The organism is Streptomyces sp. NPDC031418, assembly GCF_055581605.1.
In genome coordinates, this window is record NZ_JBVIJC010000039.1 from 1 (window position 1) to 22,163 (window position 22,163).

Consider the following 22,163-nt stretch of genomic DNA (forward strand, 5'->3'; position numbering starts at 1 on the left):
TAGTTTCCCCAGGACGCAACGTCTTGTTCGCCCGAGGGCGGGGAGGCTTTCTTCATCCTGTTGTTATTTCCCCTTTCAGGGGGGGGGGGGGGGGGAGGGGAGGGAGGGGGGGGGGACCCCCCCCCCCCCCCCCCCCCCCCCCCCCCCGCTCCCGGCGCCTCACTTCCAGCGCAGCAGCGCACCCAGCCCGCCGGCCGGCACCTCGTCCCCGGTCTCGTCCAGCACCGGCGTCAGCGACACCACCGGAGCGCCCGTCACCACGGCCGACCGGACCAGCGCGTCATCGGCGCGGGCCGGCCACGCCTGCCGCTCACCGAGGTTCCGCAACTCGCTGCGCCGGGCGGCCAGCTGGTCCGGATCCTCACCGATCCACACCTCACGGCCGGCGTCCGGCGCGTCCGGGCGGATCAGCAGCTCCGCGAGCCGGTGCTCCCGCGCCGCCTCGATCAGCCCCGGCACGCCCTCCACGGCCGCCGCTCGCGCCTGCGCCTTCGGCGCCCGGGCCGCCCGGTACCGCTCCACCTCGGCCAGCAGCCGCTCCCGCACATGCCGGGCGCGGATCTCCGCGACCTCCTCGGGCAGCAGGCGGCTGCCCATGCCGTGCGCCGTTTCGACGGCACGGTCCTGGAGCTGCTGGGGCAGCTGCTCGTGCACCGAGCGGCACTCCCGCTCCTCCCCGCAGAGGATCAGCAGATCGGCGCCGGTCTCCTCCTGACAGGCCGCCAGCGCCCCGGCGATCTCGCGGGCGTTGTGCTCCCAGGTGTTCTCGACCTTCAGCTGGAAGTGCCGCTCCGACCAGTCGGACGCCTTCGACCGGTGCATCGGCCACTGCCGACCGGTCACCTGCCCGGCCTGCTCGTGCAGCAGCGCGCTGCGCAGCTCGAGGACCGCGCCCGTGCGGTCGATGTAGGCCACCAGCGACACCGGATCCTCACCGGCCAGGTCCAGCAGCGGCGTCACCCGGGGCAGCGTGCCCCAGTACGCCTCACTGTCCTGCGGTCCCGAGGTCAGCGGCACCTCCAGGACCACCTCGCCGTCCCGGGCGAACACGGCCCTGCCGTACGGCTCGGGCGCGTGCCGCAGCCGCTCGGCGGCCTCGAACACCGCCCGGCAGGTGGCCTCGTCCGCTCCCTGCGCGGCCAGCTCCCGGGCCACCGACTGGGCGATCAGATGGCGCCGCTGCTGCTGGTCCTCGGTGTGCAGGGAGGTGTCCACATATGCGGAGGCCCACGACCCCGGATGTTCGTACAGTGGATTCAAGAACCCTAGCTCCATGGATTCCTCCCGGACATCGCTCGGAGGCATTGCATGCCGGGCGGGTACCCGGACCGCAGACACGAACACGACGAGCGGGGAACACCATGACCGGAGTCGAGCCCAGCCGACTGGACGACCAGCAGCTCATGAAGGAGCTGGAGACGATCCACCGCACACGCCACGACACCCTCCTCTATGGCTCGAACGACGCGCTGCGCGCCCACAACGAGCGCATGGCCCAGCTGGAGGGCGAGTACCTGCGCCGCAACCCGCGCCGCCTGGTCAGCGCGGGCCGCACCCGCGAGGGCGCCCGGGAGCGCGGCTGCGCAGAGGCGGCGGCTCCGGGCACCTCCGGTACCTGACCGGCGCCCGGACAGGCGCCAGGGGCCGGCCCGAGCGGGCCGGCCCCTGACGCGCGGTAGGTCCGTCAGCCGGGCTCCCCGGCGAAGACATGCAGGAACGCGTCGCAGAACGCCTTCAGATCGTCCGGCTTACGGCTGGTCACCAGCTGGTTGGAGCCGTGGTCGCAGATCTTGACCCGCTCGTCCACCCAGGTGCCGCCCGCGTTGCGGATGTCCGTGCGCAGGCTGGGCCACGAGGTCAGCACCCGGCCCCGTACGACGTCCGCCTCCACCAGCGTCCACGGGGCGTGGCAGATCGCCGCGACCGGCCGGCCTCCCTCGAAGAAGTCCCGGACGAAGGCGACGGCCTTCTCGTCCATCCGCAGGAAGTCCGGATTGGCCACCCCGCCCGGCAGCACCAGCCCGCCGAACGAGCCCGCCGAGGTCTCGCCCACCACCTCGTCCACGGGGAACGTGTCCGCCTTGTCCAGATGGTCGAACGCCTGGATCTCCCCGGCCTTCGTCGACACCAGCACCGGTTCGTGCCCGGCGTCGGAGGCCGCCTTCCACGGCTCGGTCAGCTCCACCTGCTCGACGCCCTCGGGCGCCACCAGAAACGCGATACGCACGATTCTCCGCCTCCTTTCACCGGTTCCGTTTCCTCGCCCGCGCCGCCCGCCGGCAGCGCAGCAGCTCCTCGCCGTACGGCAGCAGCACACACGCGCCGATCGCCAGGCCGATCCCCGCCAGATAGCCGGGGGACAGCGGCCGCCGGCGGCGGACCAGACGCCACGCGTCCGGGTCGCCGCGCCCGCCCCGCAGCAGCGACCGCACCTGGTCGGAGTGCAGGCACATCAGCGAGGCCAGCCCGCCGAACGGCAGCGACTCCAGAAAGCTGTGGATGTGCTGCTCGACCGGCCGCACCGCGCGGTCGCTGTCCACGGCCGTGCGTACGTCCCACAGCGCGGTCGCCTCGTGCACCGCGGCCGCGCCGAGCTGCACGGCCAGCAGCAGCGGGTTCACCTCGTAGCGCAGGGTCAGCACGATGGGCAGGCCGACCTCCGCCATCATCAGCGAGTGGATCAGGGACTCCTTCGTCCCCGCCGTGTCCTCGATCCGGGTGCGCCGGTGCATCGCCCAGTCGGCGAGCCCCGGCACGAACCAGCCGGGCAGCAGCCCGTAGAGCAGAAACCGCGTGGTGACATCACCGACGTCCATGGTCGTGCCGCGCGCGATGTCCGCCGCCTGGTCTCGGCTCATGCGCCGCCCACCAGCGCCTCGGCCAGCTGGCTCACCGTGTCGAAGCGGTCCCCGTGCGGCAGCCGGGCCACCCCGTCGACCAGGGCGCCGGGCGCGTTGCCCCGGCGCAGCGACCGGGCCAGATCCCCGGCCCGGGCCGGGAACGCGTGCCGGCTCAGGTGCCGGGCCAGCTCCAGTCGCGTCCGCTCCAGCGACGCCGGTGCGCCCAGTCCGCCCACCGGTCCGCTGGTCACCTCCGGGTCGTCGTCGGCGGCCGGCTCCACGTCGTGCCACTCCTCGACCCGCGTCGGATGCCCGGACCGCAGCATGCCCCGCAGCTCGTGCTTCATCTCGTCGTCCCGGTGGACGTTCAACCGGTCACTGCCTCGCTGCATGTCCTCCTCCAAGAGGGTCGAAGATCCGCATCGTGGCCACCGATCGGCTCGGTGCGCACACGCGTACCCGTCCAGACAGCCGCATAACAGCCCGTCCCCGACGAGTGCCGGGCGCGGATACGGGAGCCCGCGCACCGGCTGCGAGCAGCTACGATGCGCGGGTGAACACCTACTGGCACATCGCCCTTCCGCCGCTCGGCGCCTGAGGGCGCAGGCAGCGACGACCGGCTCCCGGCCCCGACCGGCCCCACCGGGCGGTCAGGGGTTCCTGTCGTGCGCCCGTTTCGACGCGAAGTCCCGAAACGCCGTGACGACAGAAGGCCACGACCGTGACCGTGCCGAACCGCACCACCACTCCTGCTCCTGCCGCGCCCGCCGCAACGCGCCCGCGCCGTTCCCGTACCCGCCTCCTCGGCGGACCCGCACCGATCCTCGCCTCGGCCGTGCTGTGGGGCACGACCGGGACCGCGGGCTCCCTGGCGCCGGCCGGCGCACCGGCCGCGGCCATCGGCTGCGCCGGGCTCGCGCTCAGCGGGCTGCTGCTGCTCCTCACCGCCCGCGGCGCCCGCTCGCTGCCGGCCGCCTGCACCCGCGCCGAGCGCCGGCTGCTCGTCGTGGGCGCCCTCGCGGTGGCCGGGTATCCCGTCACCTTCTACCCGGCGGTCGCCCGCACCGGGGTGGCCGTGGCCACCGTGATCGCACTGGGCAGCGCACCGGTCTTCACCGGCCTGCTGTGCTGGCTCACCGGCCGGTCCCGGCCGACCGCACGCTGGACCGGCGCCACCGCGGCCGCCGTCCTCGGCTGCACCCTTCTGGTGCTGGGCCCCACCCTCAGCGGTGCCACAGCCCCGACGGACCTCGTCGGCATCGCGCTCGCCGCGGGCGCCGGGCTGTCCTACGCCGGCTACTCGCTGATCGCCGGCACCCTCATCACCCGCGGACACCCGTCCGGCGCGGTCATGGGCGTGCTCTTCGGTGCGGCCGGGCTGCTCTGCGTCCCGCTCGTCCTGGCCGCCGGCCCGCACTGGCTCGGCACCGTCCGGGGCGCCGCGGTGGCGGGCTACCTGGCCCTGTTCAGCGGCTTCCTCGCCTACCGGCTCTTCGGACACGGGCTGCGCCGCACCCCGGCGTCGGTCGCGACGACACTGACCCTGGCCGAGCCCGCCGTGGCCGCGGTCCTGGGCGTCACCGTCCTCGGCGAGACCCTGCCCGCCGCCTCCTGGTGCGGGCTGGCCGTCCTCGCCCTCGGCCTGACCGCCCTGACGCTCCCCGGCCGTCGCGGCTAGGGTCTCCGCCCGGGTTCCTGCCGGTGCCGCGTGGTGTACGAGCGCCACGCGCTAGTGCTTGTCGCGGCCCGGCAGGAACTCCTGCATCTTCGCCTTCAGCCCCTGCTTGATGACCGAGCCACGGTCCGCGTCGCCCTTCAGGATGGACGCGGCCGTCGCCTCCATCTGCTCCCAGGTGGCGTGCGGCGGAATCGGGGGTACGGCGGGATCGGTGAGGAACTCGATCACGGCCGGCCCGTCGGCGGCCAGCGCCGCCCGCCAGCCCGCCTCGACGTCCTCGGGCTTCTCCACCCGCACCCCGGTCAGCCCCAGCGACCGCGCGAAGGCCGCGTACTGCACGTCCGGGATCTCCTGCGAGGGCAGGAAGGAGGGAGCACCCTCCATCGCCCGCATCTCCCAGGTCACCTGGTTCAGATCGCGGTTGTTCCACACGCCCACCACCAGCCGCGGATCCGACCAGCGGTCCTGGTACTTCGCCGCGGTGATCATCTCCGCCAGCCCGTTCATCTGCATCGCGCCATCGCCGACCAGCGCGACCACCGGACGGTCCGGGTGCGCGAACTTCGCCCCGATCGCGTACGGCACCCCCGGCCCCATCGTGGCCAGCGTCCCCGACAGCGAACCGCGCATGCCGGGCCGCATGGTGATGTGCCGGGCGTACCAGTTCGCCACCGAGCCCGAGTCCGAGGTCAGGATCGCGTCGTCCGGCAGCAGCGGGTCCAGCGCCCGGGCGACGTACTCCGGGTTGATCGGGTCCGCGGACAGCCCGGCCCGCCGCTCCATCGTCTCGTGCCAGCGCCGTACGTTCGCGCACACCGTGTCGTACCACTCGCGCCCGCCCCGGTCGGCGTTCAGCAGCGGGATCAGCCGCCGCAGCGTCGCCCGGGCGTCGCCGACCAGGTTCACCTCGTACGGATACCGCATGCCGATCATGTGCGGGTCGATGTCGATCTGCACCCCGCGCGCCTTGCCGAACTCCGGCATGAACTGCGTGTACGGGAAGGACGAACCGATGGTCAGCAGGGTGTCGCAGTCCCGCATCAGCTCGTACGACGGCCGGCTGCCCAGCAGTCCGATGGGCCCGGTGACGTACGGCAGCTCGTCACTGAGCACGTCCTTGCCGAGCAGCGCCTTCGCGACGCCCGCGCCGAGCAGCTCGGCGATCTCCTGCACCTCCGCGACCGCGCCGGCCGCGCCCTGCCCGACGAGGATCGCCACCTTGTCGCCCGCGTTCAGCACGTCCGCCGCGCGGCGCAGCGCATCGTCCGTCGGCGTGGCCGTGTACTCGCTCATGCCCAGGCTGGAGGGCACCATCTTGAACGCGTGCGTCGGCGGCGAGTAGTCCAGCTCCTGCACATCGCCCGGGATGATCAGCGCCGTCGGGGAGCGCCGCGCGTAGGCCGTGCGGATCGCCCGGTCCAGCACGTTCGGCAGCTGCTCGGGCACCGTCACGGTCTCCACGAAGTCCGAGGCGACGTCCTTGTACAGCGTGTGCAGGTCGACTTCCTGCTGGTAGGAGCCGCCCATCGCGGTCCGGTTCGTCTGGCCGACGATCGCCAGCACCGGCACATGGTCCAGCTTGGCGTCGTACAGCCCGTTCAGCAGATGGATGGCGCCCGGCCCTGAGGTCGCCGCGCACACCCCGATACGGCCGCTGAACTTCGCGAACCCGACCGCCTCGAAGGCGGACATCTCCTCGTGCCGGGACTGGATGAACCGGGGCTTGTCCTCGGCCCGGCCCCAGGCGGCGAGCAGCCCGTTGATGCCGTCGCCGGGATAGCCGAAGACCTGCTCCACGCCCCAGGCGCGCAGCCGCTCCAGAATGTGGTCGGAGACCTTGGTGCTCATCGAGGGGACCTCCCCGTGCATGCGGAACGGACGATCCGGTCAGCGGATACCGAGTCACCTGGGCGGCGGCCGGAAAACCTCCGGGAGGCGGCGGGCGGTCCCGCTGTCACCCGGCCGGCCGCGTCTGTCCCGCGAATGGGCTCCGGCCGCGCGCGGTACGCCGTCCGCCGGGCTGTGATGGCAGCGAGGGCACACACGCGCCGCGCAACCGCCGTACCGCCGTCCGCCCCTCGTTGTCCGTCACCGCTCGCCGAGGAGCCCGCCGATGCGCAGCACCGCCCGCGCCCTGTCCGTCGCCCTCGCCGTGGGCGCCTCGCTCGCCATAGCCGGGCCCGCCGCCGGTGCGGACCTTGCCGCCGAGGCCGGCCCCGGCGCTATCTCCCTCACCTGCGATTCCGTGGGCGACCCGGCGGGCGGCGGCCCGGACACCGCGTCCGGCGTCGACGGCGCCTGCCCCGCCGCCCCCGGCAAGGCCGCCCAGCCCTGGAGCGCCCGCCCCGAACCATCCGGCCACGGCGACGCCCCGGGGAACGCTCACGGCGACACCCCTGGTGACACTCACGGTGACACCCATGCCGACACCCATGCCGACCCCCACGGGGACACCCGCCCCCTCCTCCCCGAGTACGACGACCACGGCTGCCGTGAGCCGCGCACCGACGACGGCTGCGCCCCGGCCGCGGTGCAGCACGGAGTCGGGGCCGGAACCGGAGGCAGCCTCGGCGGCTCGGTCCCCGCGCTGGTGGCCGGCGGCATCCTCGTCGCCGGGGCCGGCGCGGGAGCCGCCTACCGGCTGCGGGGCCGCCTGCGGCGCACCGGCGGGCCGGGGCGGGCATGACCCGGCGGACCACGGACCACGCACCGCGGCACACGCCGGACCGCCCACGGAAAACCGCATCACACCAACCGCAGAACACGGACCGCGGAACACAGAACACGGAACGCACTACGCGGAACACGGAATACACCGAACGGTAGGCGGTAGACGGTAGAGCAACACGGACTGCGCGGAGGCGGACATGCGGCGGACGGACCCCGAGGACCACGGACCCGTCCGCTACGGCCCACCCCTGCCCGGCGACGGCCTCCCCGTGCTCCCCGAACTCTCCGCCGTCCTCGCCGCGGCCGCGCACCGCACCGACGCCCAGCCCGTCGGCGGCGCCCCCGCCCTGCTGGAGGCGGCCTGCGGCTACTGGACCCGGCGCGGCCTGCCCAGCATCCCCGACCAGGTGGCCGCCGGCCCCGGCGCCCCGGCGCTGCTGCTCGCGCTGACCGCCGCACTCGCCGGCGACGGCGCCGACGTCCTCGTGCCCCGCCCCTGCGCCGCCTGGTGGGCTCCCTACGCCAGGCTCCTCGGCCGGCCCGTCTTCCATGTGCCCACGCCCGCCGAGAGCGGCGGCGTCCCCGACCCGTACGCCCTGCTGGAGACCGTCCGCCGGGTCCGCGCGGAGGGCGGTGACCCGCGGCTGCTGGTGCTGTCGGTCGCCGACGACCCCACCGCCACCGTCGCCCCGCCCGAACTGCTGCACGAGACCGTCGAGGCCGCCGCGGACGAGGGCCTGTACCTGGTCAGCGACGAGACCTGGCGGGACACCGTGCACGCCCCCCGCGAGACCGTGCTGCTCAGCCCCGCCGAGATGCGGCCCGACCGGGTCGTCGTCGTCACCGACCTGGCCGGCGCCCTGCTGCCGCCCGGCTGGCCCGCCGCCGTGGCCCGCTTCCCCGCCACCGACACCGGACGGCACCTCCACGCGCGCGTGCTCGACATCCTCACCGCGCTCGGCGCACGGATCGCCGCCCCGCTCGCCGCGGCCGCCGGCTACGCCCTCGACGAACCCGAACCCCTCTTCGCCCGCCGCGAGGCCACCGTACGGCTGCACGCGCGGGTGGCCGCCGCCGCGCACGCCGCGGTCGTGGCCGGCGGGGCGCTCGCCCGGCCGCCGCAGGCCGGGCGCCACCTCTACGCCGACCTCGGCCCGCTGCGCGAGGTGCTCGCGGACCGCGGCGTCGGCGACGCACAGGAGCTGGAGGACCTCCTCACCGCCCGGCTGGGCATGCCCGCGCCCGGCGGCCACCGCTTCGGCGACGACCTCGGCGCGCTGCGCGTACGCCTCGCCACCGGGCCCCTGCTGGGCGGCACGGACGAGGAACGCGCGGAATGCCTCACGTCACCCGAGCCGTTGGAACTGCCCCATGTGCACCGCGCATTGATCTCCTTGAGGTCTGTCTTCGACGATCTCCGCGACGACGCTTAAGCGATGGGAGCCTCCTCGATGACGCAGCAGACGCAAGAGCCCGGACCGGCCCGGACGGCTCCCACCGCCTCCCTGCCCGGCGCGCCGGCTCCCCTGGCGGCCCCCTTCCCCCCGCTGGCCGAACCCCGCCCGCTCGGCGAACACCGCGTGTGGCCCCGCACCTTCCACGACCGGCTCACCGCCCCCCTGCCCGGCCTGAAGGCCCTGGCCCGGTTCGCCCGCGAGGGCGCCGTACGCCCCCGCCCCGACGGCCTCGCCGACATCTCCCGGCTGCCGTACGCCCCCGCCGCGCTGCCCCGCGTCGGCACCCGCGGCCTCGCCGTGACCTGGGCCGGACACGCCAGCTGGATCGTGCGCATCGGCGGGCTCACCGTGCTCACCGACCCCGTCTGGTCCCGTCGGATCCTCGGCACCCCCGCCCGTATCACCCCCGTGGGCGTGCCCTGGGACACCCTGCCCCGGGTCGACGCCGTGGTCATCAGCCACAACCACTACGACCACCTGGACGCCCCCACCCTGCGCCGGCTCCCGCGCGACACGCCCGTGTTCGTCCCGGCCGGCCTCGGCCGCTGGTTCCTGCGCCGCCGGTTCGGCTGCGTCACCGAGCTGGACTGGTGGGAGGGGGCCGAACTGTCCGGGGTCCGCTTCGACTTCGTCCCCGCCCACCACTGGTCCAAGCGCACCCTGACCGACACCTGCCACAGCCTCTGGGGCGGCTGGGTGCTCACCTCGGCGGAGGGACAGCGCCTCTACTTCGCCGGCGACACCGGATACGGCCACTGGTTCTCCCGCATCGGCCGCCGCTACCCCGGCATCGACCTCGCCCTGATGCCCATCGGCGCCTACGACCCCCGGTGGTGGCTCAGCGACGTCCACTGCGACCCGGAGGAGGCGGTCCGGGCCACCCTCGACCTGGGCGCCCGCCGGATGGCCCCCATGCACTGGGGCACCTTCATCCTCTCGGCCGAGCCGGTCCTGGAACCCCTCACCAGGGTGCGGACGGCCTGGGAGAAGGCGGGACTCGACCGGGAGAACCTGTGGGATCTGCCGGTGGGAGCCTCCGGGGTGCTCGAGTGAGGCGCTACCGCAACCGGCGCACCACACCCGGCGCCGCACTGAACAGCACGGTCAGCCCCACCGCCACCACCACGCCCTCCCAGGGTTCCGGGAACAGCGAACCGCCCAGAACCCCGATCACCTGATAGGTGGCCGCCCACGCCAGACAGGCGACCGCGTTGCCCCGGGAGAACCGCCGCAGCGGCCACTCCGCCAGCAGACAGGCCAGCATCACCGGCACCCGCCCGGCGGGCACCAGCCGGGACAGCACCAGCACCGCGACCCCGTGCTCGGCCAGCCTGGTCCGCGCCTGGTCCAGCCGCTCCTCAGGCGCCCGCGACCGGATCGCCTCCAGCCACCGCGAACCGTTCCTCGACCGCAGCCCCCGCCGCCCCAGCCAGTACAGCGCCGCGTCGCCCAGGAAGGCGGCCAGCGACGCCGTCACGAAGACCAACGCCAGCGAGAACGGCGCCGTCTGATGGAACGCCACCACCGCCGCCGAACTCACCAGCGCCCCCGTCGGCACCACCGGCACCAGCGCGCCGATCAGCACCAGCAGGAACAACGACGGATAGCCGAGCGCCTGTTGCGTCGACTCCGGCGGCACCGGCCGGGCCTCACCCGCGGCCAGGGCTATCGCGGACAGCCAGCTCACCGGGCGAACTCCAGCCGTACGCTCTCCCCGTGCCCGAGCCGGTGCACCGCCACCGACGGCGCGGCCACCGCCGCCAGCCGCACGAACTCGTCACCCGGCGCATGGAACTCGTGCGGCCGGACCGCGTCCATGCCGAGGGGCCAGTACGTCCCGTAGTGCACCGGTACCGCGGCCCGCGGCGCCAGCCGGGCCAGCGCCCGCGCCGCCCGCCCCGCGTCCAGATGCCCCTCGCCGAGATACGGCCCCCAGCCGCCCACCGGCAGCAGCGCCACGTCCACCGGCCCGACCCGCTCGGCCATCGCGTCGAACAGCCCGGTGTCCCCGGCGAAGTAGGTCCGGGCCTCGCCCGTCACCACGTAACCGAGCGCGGGGGAGCGGCGCGGGCCCACCGGCAGCCGCCGCCCGTCGTGCAGGGCCGGCACCACCCGCACCGACACCCCGCCGGCCCGCACCTCGTCCCCGGGGACCACCTCGGTCAGGCGCAGGTGCCGCAGCCGGCGCAGGCCCGGGACCGCCCGTGGTGCGCCCCGGGGCACGAGCAGGCGCGTGCCCGGGGCCAGCGCCGCCAGCGACGGCGGATGCAGATGGTCGGCGTGCAGATGGGAGACGAGCACCAGGTCCGCGCGGCGGGCCTCGGCGGGCGGCACGGCACCGCGGCGGCGGCGCAGATGCGCCAGCCGGCGGGCGAACAGCGGATCGGTGAGCACCCGTGTGTTCGCGTCCTCCACCGTGCAGGTGGCATGGCCCCACCAGGTGATCTCCACCGGCACCCTCTTCGCCCCCTTCGCGCGACTCCCCGAAGCCTACGGGCAGGAGTAGGGTCGGCGGCGAAACCCGGAGGTGAGGGGGACGCCATGGGACAGCCACGGGGTGCCTTCGGCGTGCGCACGCCGGTACGGATCACCACCATCGCCAGCCTCACCCCGCTGGAGCAGCTGGAGGCCGACCCCTTCCTGGTGGACTCCCGCAGCCAGCACGCCATGTGCGCCCGCTGGGCGGCCGAACACGGCTATGTCGTCGCCCGGGAACTTCTCCTCGGCGGGCTGCGTTACGACCATTGCGCACTGTGGGAAGGGGTGCGGCCCGGGGTGGACGTGTTCGTCGCGCCCAGCCTGCGGGTGCTCGAGCGCGCCCTGTCCTCGGTGGAGGCGTTCACCGCCGAGTGCGCACGGCGCGGGGTGCGCGTGGAGACGGTGGGGCGGGCCGAACCGTCGTACGACGCCCAGATGAAGGCGCGGGTGCACCGCCGCCTGTCCATGCCGACGGCCGGGTACGACGGACGCTGACCCGGGGGCCCGGCCCGCGGTTCCGGCCGTGTGACAAGGTGGGGGGCGGCCCCGAATCGGTCGAGCGGGGCCGGGATGCGAGGGGTGCGGGGCGTGCGGGGTGTGCGATGGCGGCGGGTCGTCGGTCAGGTCGGGCGCAGTGTCGCCGTATGGGCGGTGTCCACCCTCACCATGCTGGTCCTCGCCGCGGCCCTGCCCGACTTCCAGCTCCAGTCCGCCGACGGTGACAGCGCCACCCGCATCGCCGTCACGGCCGCCTGCGGCGCGGGGGCGTTCGGCGTCCTGTCGGCCGTGGTGTGGCCGCTGCTGGTGCGGCTGCTGCTGCTCGTCCCGGCCCTCGTCCTCGGCCTGCTGGTCTTCTTCCTCAACGGCTCCCTGCTGCTGCTCGCCCTGCGCATCAACCCCTCCGGCCGGGGCGCGGCCGCCCCGGAGACCGCCGTCATCGTGGCCGCCGTGATGTCCGCCGTCGCCTCGGCCACCGGCGCCGCCCTCGCCGTCCGGGACGACGAGGCCTACCGGCGCCGGCTGCACCGCCTCGCCGCCCGCCGCCGCAGACCGGGCCCGGGCTGCCCCGCGACGCCCGGCCTGCTCGTCGTCCAGCTCGACGGGGTCGGTCACGACGTCCTCACCGGGGCCGTCCGCACGGGGCTGATGCCCACGGTCGCCCGCTGGCTGGCGGCGGAGCAGCCGGACACCGAGGACGGTGCGCGGGCGGCCGCCGACCGCACCCCGCCGACGCACCTCCTCACCCCCTGGCGCACCGACTGGTCCAGCCAGACCGGCGCCAGCCAGCTCGGCATCCTGCACGGCAGCACCTTCGACGTGCCGGCCTTCCGCTGGTACGAGAAGGACCGGGGCGAGGTGATGGTGTGCAACCGGCCCGCGAGCGCCATCGAGTTGCAGCGCCGCGCCGTGCTGCGCACCGGTGACGGCGGACTGCTCGCCGTCGACGGCGCCAGCCGCGGCAACCTGTTCAGCGGCGGCGCCGGCGAACAGGCCCTCGTGCTGTCCATCGCGGTCCGCCGCCGAGACCGGGAGAACCGTTCCCGCGCCGGTTACTTCGCCTACTTCTCCGACCCGGCCAACGCCGTCCGCACCGCCCTGTCCTTCGTCGCCGAGGTGGCCCGGGAGATCGGCCAGTCCGTCCGCGCCCGCCTTTGCCGGCAGCGCCCACGGGTGAGCCGCGGCGGCCTCTACCCCCTGATCCGCGCCTTCGCCACCGTCGTGGAACGCGATGTCGTCGTCGCCGCGGTGATGGGCGACATGCTCGCCGGCCGTACCGCCGTCTACGCCGACCTCGTCGCCTACGACGAGGTGGCCCACCACTCCGGCCCGCACAGCCGCGACGCCGAGAAGGTCCTCCAGCGCCTCGACCGGTCCCTCGCCCTCCTCGAACGGGTCGCCGAACACGCCCCGCGCCCCTACCGGATCGTGGTCCTCTCCGACCACGGGCAGAGCCTCGGCGAAACCTTCCGCTCCCGCTACGGCCTCACCCTCGGCGACCTCGTCCGGGCCGGCTGCGGACTGCCCGTACCGCGCCGGGCGGAACGCACACACAGCGGCGCCGAGGCCCGGGCCGCCGTCCGGGCCGCCCTGGGCCGGCCCGTGGAGGAGCACCGCGAGCAGCACCGGCCCGCCCGCGGCACCGAGCCGATCGTGCTCGCCTCCGGCAACCTCGGACTGGTCGCCTTCCCGGACGTGCCCCACCGCATGACCAAGGAGGAGATCGACGCCCGCCATCCCGCCCTGCTCGGCACCCTCGCCGACCACCCGGGCATCGGCTTCCTGCTGGTGCGCAGCGCCGAGCACGACGGCCTGGTGCTCGGCGCGCACGGCGTCCAGATCCCGCTGGCCGACCTCGACACCGACCCCGGCCCGCTGGCCCGCTTCGGCCCCGGTGCGGCCGACGCCGTCCGCCGCAGCCACAGCTTCCCGCACACCGCCGACATCATGGTCAACTCCGCCTTCGACCCCGCCGACGGCGAAGTCCTCGCCTTCGAGGAGCAGATCGGCTCCCACGGCGGGCTCGGCGGCGCCCAGTCCCGGCCGTTCCTGCTGTCCCCGCTGACACTGTCCGCACCGGCCGACGACGGGGCGGAACCGGTCGGCGCCGAGGCGGTGCACCGCATCCTGCGCCGCTGGCTGGCCGAGCTGAACGGCCCCCAGGTCCCGCTCGGCACGGCCGCCGAGGAGGAACGGGCCGCCTGAAGCCGGGCCGCTTCGCGCGCCGTTCACCGCGCGGAGTGACGGTCTTCGGCCTGCGCGGAGCGCGGATGTGATCGGATAGGGCACGGAAGACCCGCACAACGCGACTTCACGTGAAAGGAACCAACGTGGCCACCACGCGCACCGCGCACACCGAATGGGAAGGCAACCTGCTCGAGGGGAACGGCGTCGTCACCTTCGACTCCTCCGGCATCGGCTCGCAGCCGGTGTCGTGGCCGTCGCGCGCCGAGCAGGCGAATGGCAAGACCAGCCCGGAGGAGCTGATCGCCGCCGCCCACTCCAGCTGCTTCTCCATGGCCCTCTCCCACGGCCTGGCCGGCGCCGGCACCCCGCCCACCCGGCTGGAGACCAAGGCCGACGTCACCTTCCAGCCCGGTGAGGGCATCACCGGCATCCACCTCACCGTGCGCGGCGAGGTGCCCGGCCTGGACGCGGAGGGCTTCGCCTCGGCCGCCGAGGACGCCAAGAAGAACTGCCCGGTCAGCCAGGCCCTGGCCGGTACGACCATCACCCTGACGGCCGAGCTGGCCTGACGCCCGCGCGCCGCCGGATGCCGCGTTCCCGCCGGGGGGCGCGGCATCGCCGTTCCTGGGCACCCGTGCATTGACAAGGCCGTACGCACGTCCTGTGCTGGAGGTGCGCCCGGGTGGAAGGGGACGGATCATGGCACGAGCGGTCGGGATCGATCTCGGGACGACGAACTCGGTGGTGGCCGTCCTGGAGGGCGGCGAGCCCACGGTCGTCGCCAACGCCGAGGGCGCGCGCACCACCCCCTCCGTGGTGGCGTTCGCGAAGAACGGCGAGGTACTGGTCGGCGAGGTCGCCAAGCGGCAGGCCGTGACCAACGTGGAGCGCACCGCCCGCTCGGTGAAACGGCACATGGGCGACGCGGCCTGGCGCTTCCCCGAGCAGGGCTCGGTGGACGGCACCCGGTTCCGCGCCCAGGAGCTGTCCGCGCGGGTGTTGCAGAAGCTGAAGCGGGACGCGGAGGCCTACCTCGGCGAGGACGTCACGGACGCGGTGATCACCGTACCGGCGTACTTCGACGACACCCAGCGGCAGGCGACCAAGGAGGCCGGCGAGATCGCGGGCCTGAAGGTGCTGCGGATCATCAACGAGCCGACCGCCGCCGCCCTCGCCTACGGCCTGGACCGCGGCGAGGAGCAGACGGTCCTCGTCTTCGACCTGGGCGGCGGCACCTTCGACGTGTCCCTGCTGGAGATCGGCGAGGGCGTCATCGAGGTCAAGGCCACCAACGGCGACACCCATCTGGGCGGCGACGACTGGGACCAGCGGATCGTGGAGCACCTGGTGCAGCGGTTCAAGGGGCAGTACGGCATCGATCTCGCCGCCGACAAGATGGCGGTGCAGCGGCTGCGGGAGGCCGCCGAGAAGGCCAAGATCGAGCTGTCCTCGTCCACCGAGACCTCGATCAACCTGCCCTACATCACCGCGTCCGCCGAGGGCCCGCTGCACCTGGACGAGAAGCTCACCCGCGCCCAGTTCCAGGAGCTGACCGCCGACCTGCTGGAGCGCTGCACGACCCCCTTCCACCAGGCGGTCCGGGACGCCGGGGTGCAGCTGTCCGCGATCGACCACGTCATCCTGGTCGGTGGCTCCACCCGGATGCCCGCCGTCACCGACCTGGTCCGCGACCTCACCGGCAAGGACCCGCACAAGGGCGTCAACCCCGACGAGGTCGTCGCCGTCGGCGCCGCCCTCCAGGCGGGCGTGCTGCGCGGCGACGTCAAGGACGTCCTGCTGCTGGACGTCACCCCGCTGTCCCTGGGCATCGAGACCAAGGGCGGCATCATGACCAAGCTGATCGAGCGCAACACCACGATCCCCACCCGCCGCTCGGAGATCTTCACCACCGCCGAGGACAACCAGCCCTCCGTCGCCATCCAGGTCTACCAGGGCGAACGCGAGATCGCCGCCTACAACAAGAAGCTCGGCGTCTTCGACCTCACCGGGCTGCCGCCCGCCCCGCGCGGCGTCCCGCAGATCGAGGTCGCGTTCGACATCGACGCCAACGGGATCATGCACGTCTCCGCCAAGGACCTCGCCACCGGCCGCGAACAGAAGATGACCGTCACCGGCGGCTCCGCGCTGCCCAAGGACGACATCGACCGCATGATGCGGGAGGCGGAGCAGTACGCCGAGGAGGACCGGCGGCGCCGCGAGACCGCGGAGACCCGCAACCAGGCCGAGCAACTCGTGTACCAGACCGAGAAGTTCCTCCGCGACAACCACGACCGCGTGCCCGACGCCACCCGCGGCGAGGTCGAGGAGGCCGTCGGCGCGCTGAAGACCCTGCTGGAACAGAACGCCGACACGGCCGCCCTGCGCTCCGGCGTCGAGCGACTCGCCACCGTCAGCCAGCGGATGGGCCAGGCGATGTACGAGTCCGCCGCCGCGCAGGGCAGCTCCGGCCCGGCCACGGAACAGAGCACGGCCCCCGACGAGGAGGGCGTGGTCGACGCCGAGATCGTCGACGAGGACCGGGATGCCAAGGGAGGCGCCGCCTGACCCCCCGACGCAGGTCGGCGGCGGGCCTCAGCAGGCGTCGCGGAACTCCTCCAGCAGCTTCAGGGTGCGCTGGGCGGACGCGGCGCGGGCCGTCATATGGTCCAGCACCTCCAGATGCGCGCCGACCTCCCGGCGCGCGTCCAGATACAGGGCGCCGGTCAGGTACTCGGTGAACACCATGTCCGGCAGCTCCGGCTCGGCGAACCGGAACAGCGTGAACGGCGCGTACGTCCCCGGATGCGGGCCCGCGGAGAACTCGGCTATCTGGAGCGTGATCCGGTCCCGCCGGGCGCACTCCAGCAGCCGGTCCAGCTGGTCCCGCATCACCTCGGGGCGTGCGCTCACCGGGCGCCGGAGCACCGTCTCGTCCATGATCACCCACAGGTGGGGCGGGTCGTCCCGCTCCAGCAGCCGCTGCCGCTCCATCCGCAGCGACACATGGCGCTCTATGCTGTCCGGCCGCGACTGCCCGATGGTCCCGGCCTCCAGCACGGCCCGGGCGTACTCCTCCGTCTGGAGCAGGCCCGGCACGAAGTGCGGCTCGTAGGAGCGGATGATCCGGGCGGCGCCCTCCAGGCTGACGTACAGGCTGAACCAGTCCGGCAGCACATCGTGGAACCGCTGCCACCAGCCCGGCTGGTTCGCCTCCTCGGCCAGCCGGACGAACGCGGCCGCCTCCTCCTCGGGCACCCCGTAGGTGGCCAGCAGCACCTGCACGTAGGGGATCTTGAGGGCGACCTCGGCCATTTCCATGCGCCGCACGGTCGCCGACGCCACCCGCAGGACCCGGGCGGCCTCGTCCCGGCCGAGCCCCGCCGCCTCCCGCAGCTCCTGCAACCGCTTGCCGAGCACCACCTGGCCCACGGTGGGCGCAGCCCGCCGTTCGCTCACGCCACGCCCTCCCCATGCGCCGCCGTACCCGGGCAGTCTGTCATGTGATCGCGTTCCGCACACCGGTGCCGGCCGCCCGGAGGGCCGCGCTGTCCTCAACCGGCCAGTGTGTGCAGGTATTTGCTCGTCGCCGGGTCCGCGGGCAGGAAGGTCTCGATGGCCAGCTCGGCGACCGTGACGTCCATCGGCGTGTTGAAGGTGGAGATCGACGACACGAACGACAGGATCCGGCCGTCGTGCTCGATCCGCAGGGGCAGCGCGAAGTACGGCACCGGCGCCTCGGGTTCGCCGCCGGGCGCCGGGTCGGGCACCGGGTAGGCGGCGACCTCCTCGTACAGGGCGCGCAGCGGCTCCGAGCGGTGCAGGGCGAGCTGACGCTCCATCTGGGCCAGCAGATGGCCGCGCCACTCCGGCAGGTTCCGGATGCGCGGCGCCAGCCCCTCGGGGTGCAGGGTCAGCCGCATCGCATTCGGCGTAGGGGACATCAGCCGCTCCGGCACGCCCTCCAGCAGCATCGCGATGCCCCGGTTCGCGGCGACGACCGTGTACGTGGCGTCCACCACCAGCGCCGGGTACGGCTCGTAGCCCTGGATGAGGCGTTCCATGCCGTCGCGCAGCGCGTCCAGCGCCGGGTCGTCCAGCGGCGTCTCCGGATAGTGCGGGGCGTAACCGGCCGCCAGCAGCAGCGCGTTGCGCTCGCGCACCGGCACGTCCAGATGCTCCGCCAGCCGCAGCACCATCTCCTCGCTGGGCCGGGACCGGCCGGTCTCCACGAAGGAGATGTGCCGGGCCGAGGAGTCCGCGCGGAGCGCCAGTTCCAGCTGGGAGACGCGGCGCCGTTCGCGCCAGGCGCGCAGCAGCGGGCCCACACCCTTGCCGGTGCCGGCGGCGGACGGGGCGGGAGCGGACGCGGCGGTCGTCATGCCGCCGACCCTAGCCGAGCGGCGGGCGCCGGGACGAGCCCGTCCGGACCCGGGCCTGCGCACCCGGGTTGCGGGCGTGGCAGGCTGAACACATACGCCCGACCGCCCGCCAGGAAGGGAGACAGCCCATGGCCGTCGAACCGCTGTCGCAGAAGGAGATCGAGGACCGGCTCGCCGAACTGCCCGGCTGGTCGGTGGACGGCGACCGGCTCACCCGCACCTACCGGCTCGACTCGCACATCGCCGCGGCGGCGCTGGTCATGCACATCGCCGGCATCCAGAACGAGCTGAACCACCACTCCGACCTCACCCTCGGCTACAACACCGTCTCGCTCACCGTGCACACGCACAGCGCGGGCGGCGCCCTCACCGCGAAGGACTTCGGTCTCGCCCGCAAGGTGGAGGACGTCGCGCCGGCTCACGGCGCACACTGAGGGGCGTGCTGGACTACGACAAGGAAGCCGACGTCTACGACGCGTCCCGGGGCGGCGAGGCCCGCGCCGAAGCGGCCGCCCGAGCGGTGCTCTCGCTGATCCCCGAGGGGCCCGGCCGGCTCCTCGACGCCGGCTGCGGCACCGGTATCGTCACCCGCCGGCTCGCGGCCGCCCGGCCCGGGCTGCGGGTGACCGGCACCGACCTCGCCCCGGCGATGACCCGGATGGCGGCGGCCCGGGTGCCCGGCGCGATCCTGCGGGCCGACAGCCGCCGGCTGCCCTTCCGCAGCGGCACCTTCGACGTGGTCACCAGCATCTGGCTGCTGCATCTGCTGTCCGGCGCCGACGTGGGCGCGGTCGTCGCCGAGTGCGCCCGGCTGCTGCGGCCCGGCGGTGTCTATGTCACCACCGTCGACAAGGCCGCCGCCCATGACGTCGGCAGCGACATCGACGCCGTCCTCGCCCCCCGGCCGCGCCGCCCCGCCCAGGACGCCACCGCCGCGGTCACCGCGCACGCCGCCCGGCACGGGCTCCGGCCGGCCGGACACACCTCCTTCCCGGGCATCGGCCAGGGCCGCAGCCCCCGCAGCACCATCGCCGACCTGCGCCGGGGCTGGTTCACCCTGCTGCCGCCGGGGGAGCCGGACACGGAGGAGTTCGCGGCCCGCCTGTCCCGCCTCCCGGACCAGGACCGCCCCCGCCCCGACCCGGTCTTCGCCCTGCGAGCGTTCCGCAAGCCGATGGCTGAGTGAGGCCACCGCGAGCTGCGGGGCGCCTTTGCCGTGAGCGTCAACCGACCGTGCAGGTCCGGCCGTTGAGGGTGAACGACGTCGGGCCGGAGTTGGCGGACGACCAGCTTCCGGTGAAGCCGAAGGCCACCGAGGAGCCTGCCGCCACGGTGCCGTTCCAGCTCAGGTTCTTCGCGCTCACCGTCGCGCCCGACTGTGTGTAGTCGGCGTTCCACAGTTGGGTGATCTTCTGGCCGTCGGCGAAGGACCAGTTCAGCGTCCAGCCGGACCACGCGTCCGGGCCGGTGTCGGTCACCCGCACATCGGCCTGGAAGCCGCCCGACCACTGGTTGGTGACCTTGTACGCCACCGCGCAGCCGCCGGACGAGGGCGGAGTCGTACCCCCGCCGTCGCCGCCACCCGTGTCGGAGGTGTCGCCGTAGATGACCCCCCGGCCGTTGGTGGACACGTACACGCGGCCGTACACCCGCGGGTCACCGGTGATCGCGGTGCCCGTCCAGCCCCACTGGTGGGCGTCGTCGTTGATCCGGGTCCAGGTCGCGCCCTTGTCGGTGGAGCGGAAGATGCCGCGCACACCGCCGATCCGCGCGCTGGTGAAGAGCGTCCGGTACGAGGCTCCCGGCGCCGCCTTGCCGAAGCCGATGGTGTCGGCCTGCTCGACGTTCGGCAGCCTGGTGAAGCTCGCACCGCCGTCGGTGGAGTGCCACAGGCCGTACGCGCCGTCCGCCGCGCCGCCCGCCAGCCACACATCGCCCTTGGTGCCCGGCAGCGCCTTGAAGCGGACGCTGTCGCCGCTCGGCAGGCCGGATGCCGCAGAGGCGGTGAAGGTCGCGCCGCCGTCCGTGCTGACGTAGAACGTGCCGGACTTGAAGCCGTAGAACGTCCTGGGGTCGACGCGGTCCGACGCGACGGTGGCGCCGGCCGGGATGCCGCTGGACGCCGACCAGGACGAGCCGAGGTCCGTCGTGTACCGCACCCCCGTGCCGGCGGGGCTCCACACGAACCGGCTGCCGTCGGCGGCCGCCGCCACCGTGCCGCCGCCGCCGACCCCGGAAGGATCCGTGCCGCCGGACCAGTTGGCGCCGTTGTCGGTCGAGAACGCGATGTGCGGGCCGGAGTCGAGATCGCCGACGCGGACCACGATGTCGGGGTTGCTCTCCGCGAAGTCCAGGCTGGTGGTCGTGGTGAAGGTCGGCGAGGTGTACATCAGCGACGGCACCTTCGTCAGGTCCGTGTGCCGGAAGCCGCCGATGTCACCGAGCGCGCTGAACAGCCGGGCGTCGCCGGACGGCGGGGACGCCAGGTCGTTCACCGCGGTCTCCTCCAGCCCCTGCACCATGGGCTTCACCGTGAATGTGCCGCCGCTGTCCCACCGGGTCAGGTTCTCGGTGCCGAACAGCGTCGCACCCGTGCCGTACATCATCCGGTCCGAGTCGAACGGGTCGATCTCCAGTGACTCCGTCATCCAGCCCAGCTTCGGCGTCTGCTCGGGCGGGGACGGGTGCGCGCCGAAGCTCAGCCAGGGGGAGGAGGACACATCGAGGGTGTACCGGTTCGAGCGGGTGGGGTACGACGTGTAGTCCCAGGCCTTGGTCCAGGTGGCCCCGCTGTCGGTGGAGCGGAAGATCTGGGTGTCCGGCCACCAGGAGCTGTACGCGGTGGCCATGAGGGTGGACGGGTGCTGACGGTCGACGGTCACCCCGCTGAACCCGTAGGAGGTGTCCGACTCCGCGACCGGGCTGATGTCCGTCCAGGCTCCGGTCGCCGTCGCATACCGAAACAGCCGGCCCTTGCCTCCGTCGTACGGGCCGCCCTTGTCGCTGTAGGCGACGTACAGATAGCCGTTCGCGGCGTCCAGCACGCCCTTGTGCGGCAGATAGCCCGTCGGCTGCCCGGCCAGCCGGGTCCAGGTGGCGCCCGCGTCCGTCGAGCGGTACACCGCGTTGTCCTTGTCGGCGACCCCGACATAGATGGTCCTGGTGGCGCTGCCCGCCGTCCCGGTCGACTCGTCGAAGGTGACCCAGACGATCCCCTGGTTGTCACTGGCGTAACCGGTGGTGTCCGTCGGGTCCTGCTGGTAGTTCCCGGGGTTCGGGAAGCCCGTCACCTGCGACCAGGTCACTCCGGAGTCCGTGGACCGCCACAGGCCCTTGCCGCTCGGCGCGCCCAGATAGAGCACGCTGTCCTTGTTCGGGTCGATCGCGAGCCGCTCGCCCATGCCCCGTCCGGGCATGTTGCCGCCCAGCTTGAACGGCAGGTCCGCCTTCTGCCAGGTCGCCCCCCGGTCCGAGGAGCGCAGCACCGCCCCGTTCGTCGGGTCCCAGCTGTTGGTGTACGTGCCCACCGCCGCGTACACCTTGTCGGGGTTCACGGAGTCGGACGCCAGGCCGGCCACGCCCATGTGTCCCCAGTCCGTCCAGCCGACCGAGTCCAGCAGCGGCGTCCAGGTCTTGGTCGACTGCTGCCAGCGGTAGGCGCCGCCGATGTCGGTGCGGGCGTAGACCAGGTTCCTCTCGGAGCGGTTGAAGACGATCCCGGGGACGAAACCGCCGCCGTCGATCCGGGCGTTGTGCCAGGTGTACGTGTCCGCCGCGAGCGTCGCCCGTGGGGCGGGGCCCGAGGCCAGCGCGGGCGGGGTGCCGGCGAGCAGGCCGGCGGCCAGCGCCAGCACGGCGGTCAGGATGCGGGTTCTGCGCACGATCGGAGTCCTTCCGTGGGGGAGGGGAGGGAGGTGCGCGGGTATGGAACCGGGCGGCCCCCTGTGCATGTGGGGGCCGCCCGGGTGACCCCGTC

Annotated in this window: 19 protein-coding genes and 2 pseudogenes; 11 read left to right on the forward strand and 10 right to left on the reverse strand. The window is 73.8% G+C overall.

Translation table 11 applies throughout. The features are described from left to right. Positions 1-159 precede the first annotated feature (159 nt). Complete coding sequence (locus tag ACZ5CZ_RS37555; protein ID WP_468949281.1) at positions 160-1,275, reverse strand: baeRF2 domain-containing protein; 1,116 nt, start codon at positions 1,273-1,275, stop codon at positions 160-162. A gap of 33 nt (positions 1,276-1,308) precedes the next feature. Here ACZ5CZ_RS37555 and ACZ5CZ_RS37560 point away from each other — a divergent pair. Then, positions 1,309-1,619: pseudogene (locus ACZ5CZ_RS37560) on the forward strand (DUF6158 family protein). Between the two features lie 65 nt (positions 1,620-1,684). On the opposite strand, the gene ACZ5CZ_RS37565 reads toward ACZ5CZ_RS37560, so the two are convergent. The 3 genes from ACZ5CZ_RS37565 to ACZ5CZ_RS37575 are packed head-to-tail and all read right to left on the reverse strand — an operon-like array spanning position 1,685 to position 3,232. After that, positions 1,685-2,227 (reverse strand): type 1 glutamine amidotransferase domain-containing protein, encoded by a 543-nt coding sequence (locus ACZ5CZ_RS37565; protein ID WP_385842897.1) that lies wholly within the window; start codon positions 2,225-2,227, stop codon positions 1,685-1,687. A 16-nt stretch (positions 2,228-2,243) separates the two neighbouring features. After that, entirely contained in the window at positions 2,244-2,858 is a 615-nt protein-coding gene (locus ACZ5CZ_RS37570) for a diguanylate cyclase (protein ID WP_468949283.1), read from the reverse strand. Next, the gene (locus ACZ5CZ_RS37575; protein ID WP_385842895.1) at positions 2,855-3,232 is read right to left on the reverse strand and encodes a DUF2795 domain-containing protein; all 378 of its coding nucleotides are present in this window, start codon (positions 3,230-3,232) and stop codon (positions 2,855-2,857) included. The genes ACZ5CZ_RS37570 and ACZ5CZ_RS37575 overlap by 4 nt, the downstream gene beginning before the upstream one ends. 329 nt (positions 3,233-3,561) lie before the next feature. On the opposite strand from ACZ5CZ_RS37575, the gene ACZ5CZ_RS37580 reads away from it, so the two are divergent. Then, complete coding sequence (locus tag ACZ5CZ_RS37580) at positions 3,562-4,518, forward strand: EamA family transporter (protein ID WP_468949285.1); 957 nt, start codon at positions 3,562-3,564, stop codon at positions 4,516-4,518. 51 nt (positions 4,519-4,569) lie between these two features. Here the strand turns inward: ACZ5CZ_RS37580 and ACZ5CZ_RS37585 are convergent, their stop codons facing one another. Then, positions 4,570-6,366: a thiamine pyrophosphate-requiring protein gene (locus tag ACZ5CZ_RS37585; RefSeq protein WP_385842894.1), complete on the reverse strand. Its 1,797-nt coding sequence runs from the start codon at positions 6,364-6,366 to the stop codon at positions 4,570-4,572. A 265-nt stretch (positions 6,367-6,631) separates the two neighbouring features. Between ACZ5CZ_RS37585 and ACZ5CZ_RS37590 the strand changes: the two genes are divergently transcribed. The 3 genes and pseudogenes from ACZ5CZ_RS37590 to ACZ5CZ_RS37600 all read left to right on the forward strand — a co-directional run bounded on the left by ACZ5CZ_RS37590 (position 6,632) and on the right by ACZ5CZ_RS37600 (position 9,698). Continuing rightward, positions 6,632-7,204: a hypothetical protein gene (locus ACZ5CZ_RS37590; protein WP_468949287.1), complete on the forward strand. Its 573-nt coding sequence runs from the start codon at positions 6,632-6,634 to the stop codon at positions 7,202-7,204. Positions 7,205-7,385: 181 nt separating this feature from the next. Beyond that, a pseudogene (locus tag ACZ5CZ_RS37595) lies at positions 7,386-8,643 on the forward strand (aminotransferase class I/II-fold pyridoxal phosphate-dependent enzyme). Further along, positions 8,640-9,698, forward strand: coding sequence for an MBL fold metallo-hydrolase (locus ACZ5CZ_RS37600; RefSeq protein WP_468949289.1), 1,059 nt, complete (start codon positions 8,640-8,642; stop codon positions 9,696-9,698). The pseudogene ACZ5CZ_RS37595 and the gene ACZ5CZ_RS37600 overlap by 4 nt, the downstream one beginning before the upstream one ends. Positions 9,699-9,702: 4 nt before the next feature. Here ACZ5CZ_RS37600 and ACZ5CZ_RS37605 read toward each other — a convergent pair whose 3' ends face one another. Together ACZ5CZ_RS37605 and ACZ5CZ_RS37610 are read right to left on the reverse strand one after the other, a co-directional pair. Next, the gene (locus ACZ5CZ_RS37605; protein ID WP_385843022.1) at positions 9,703-10,323 is read right to left on the reverse strand and encodes a DedA family protein; all 621 of its coding nucleotides are present in this window, start codon (positions 10,321-10,323) and stop codon (positions 9,703-9,705) included. A 5-nt stretch (positions 10,324-10,328) separates the two neighbouring features. Continuing rightward, the gene (locus ACZ5CZ_RS37610; RefSeq protein WP_385842891.1) at positions 10,329-11,102 is read right to left on the reverse strand and encodes an MBL fold metallo-hydrolase; all 774 of its coding nucleotides are present in this window, start codon (positions 11,100-11,102) and stop codon (positions 10,329-10,331) included. A gap of 84 nt (positions 11,103-11,186) precedes the next feature. Between ACZ5CZ_RS37610 and ACZ5CZ_RS37615 the strand changes: the two genes are divergently transcribed. The 4 genes from ACZ5CZ_RS37615 (at position 11,187) to dnaK (ending at position 16,373) form a co-directional block, all read left to right on the forward strand. Further along, on the forward strand, positions 11,187-11,618 hold the full coding sequence (locus ACZ5CZ_RS37615) for a hypothetical protein (RefSeq protein WP_385842890.1): 432 nt from the start codon (positions 11,187-11,189) through the stop codon (positions 11,616-11,618). A 93-nt stretch (positions 11,619-11,711) separates the two neighbouring features. Then, entirely contained in the window at positions 11,712-13,826 is a 2,115-nt protein-coding gene (locus ACZ5CZ_RS37620) for a phage holin family protein (RefSeq protein WP_468949292.1), read from the forward strand. A gap of 125 nt (positions 13,827-13,951) precedes the next feature. Continuing rightward, the gene (locus ACZ5CZ_RS37625; RefSeq protein WP_385842888.1) at positions 13,952-14,377 is read left to right on the forward strand and encodes an OsmC family protein; all 426 of its coding nucleotides are present in this window, start codon (positions 13,952-13,954) and stop codon (positions 14,375-14,377) included. A gap of 130 nt (positions 14,378-14,507) precedes the next feature. Beyond that, a complete protein-coding gene (gene dnaK / locus ACZ5CZ_RS37630) occupies positions 14,508-16,373 on the forward strand; it encodes a molecular chaperone DnaK (protein ID WP_385842887.1) in 1,866 nt (621 codons plus the stop codon). Between the two features lie 27 nt (positions 16,374-16,400). Here the strand turns inward: dnaK and ACZ5CZ_RS37635 are convergent, their stop codons facing one another. Both ACZ5CZ_RS37635 and ACZ5CZ_RS37640 read right to left on the reverse strand, forming a co-directional pair. Further along, a complete protein-coding gene (locus ACZ5CZ_RS37635) occupies positions 16,401-17,264 on the reverse strand; it encodes a helix-turn-helix domain-containing protein (RefSeq protein ID WP_468949294.1) in 864 nt (287 codons plus the stop codon). Positions 17,265-17,359: 95 nt separating this feature from the next. After that, entirely contained in the window at positions 17,360-18,187 is an 828-nt protein-coding gene (locus ACZ5CZ_RS37640) for a helix-turn-helix domain-containing protein (protein ID WP_468949296.1), read from the reverse strand. 128 nt (positions 18,188-18,315) lie between these two features. Here ACZ5CZ_RS37640 and ACZ5CZ_RS37645 point away from each other — a divergent pair, with 128 nt between their 5' ends. Both ACZ5CZ_RS37645 and ACZ5CZ_RS37650 read left to right on the forward strand, forming a co-directional pair. Continuing rightward, complete coding sequence (locus tag ACZ5CZ_RS37645; RefSeq protein ID WP_385842884.1) at positions 18,316-18,621, forward strand: 4a-hydroxytetrahydrobiopterin dehydratase; 306 nt, start codon at positions 18,316-18,318, stop codon at positions 18,619-18,621. A 5-nt stretch (positions 18,622-18,626) separates the two neighbouring features. Then, positions 18,627-19,373: a class I SAM-dependent methyltransferase gene (locus ACZ5CZ_RS37650; protein WP_468949298.1), complete on the forward strand. Its 747-nt coding sequence runs from the start codon at positions 18,627-18,629 to the stop codon at positions 19,371-19,373. A gap of 37 nt (positions 19,374-19,410) precedes the next feature. On the opposite strand, the gene ACZ5CZ_RS37655 is transcribed toward ACZ5CZ_RS37650, so the two are convergent. Then, entirely contained in the window at positions 19,411-22,068 is a 2,658-nt protein-coding gene (locus ACZ5CZ_RS37655; RefSeq protein WP_468949300.1) for a cellulose binding domain-containing protein, read from the reverse strand. Positions 22,069-22,163 lie beyond the last annotated feature (95 nt).

Excerpts from the sequence above, each read along its gene's own strand:
- dnaK (WP_385842887.1), top strand. The coding sequence starts at position 14,508 with ATGGCACGAGCGGTCGGGATCGATCTCGGGACGACGAACTCGGTGGTG.
- ACZ5CZ_RS37615 (WP_385842890.1), top strand. The coding sequence starts at position 11,187 with ATGGGACAGCCACGGGGTGCCTTCGGCGTGCGCACGCCGGTACGGATC.
- ACZ5CZ_RS37645 (WP_385842884.1), top strand. The coding sequence starts at position 18,316 with ATGGCCGTCGAACCGCTGTCGCAGAAGGAGATCGAGGACCGGCTCGCC.
- ACZ5CZ_RS37555 (WP_468949281.1), bottom strand. The coding sequence starts at position 1,275 with ATGGAGCTAGGGTTCTTGAATCCACTGTACGAACATCCGGGGTCGTGG.
- ACZ5CZ_RS37570 (WP_468949283.1), bottom strand. The coding sequence starts at position 2,858 with ATGAGCCGAGACCAGGCGGCGGACATCGCGCGCGGCACGACCATGGAC.
- ACZ5CZ_RS37575 (WP_385842895.1), bottom strand. The coding sequence starts at position 3,232 with ATGCAGCGAGGCAGTGACCGGTTGAACGTCCACCGGGACGACGAGATG.
- ACZ5CZ_RS37585 (WP_385842894.1), bottom strand. The coding sequence starts at position 6,366 with ATGAGCACCAAGGTCTCCGACCACATTCTGGAGCGGCTGCGCGCCTGG.
- ACZ5CZ_RS37590 (WP_468949287.1), top strand. The coding sequence starts at position 6,632 with ATGCGCAGCACCGCCCGCGCCCTGTCCGTCGCCCTCGCCGTGGGCGCC.
- ACZ5CZ_RS37640 (WP_468949296.1), bottom strand. The coding sequence starts at position 18,187 with ATGACGACCGCCGCGTCCGCTCCCGCCCCGTCCGCCGCCGGCACCGGC.
- ACZ5CZ_RS37600 (WP_468949289.1), top strand. The coding sequence starts at position 8,640 with ATGACGCAGCAGACGCAAGAGCCCGGACCGGCCCGGACGGCTCCCACC.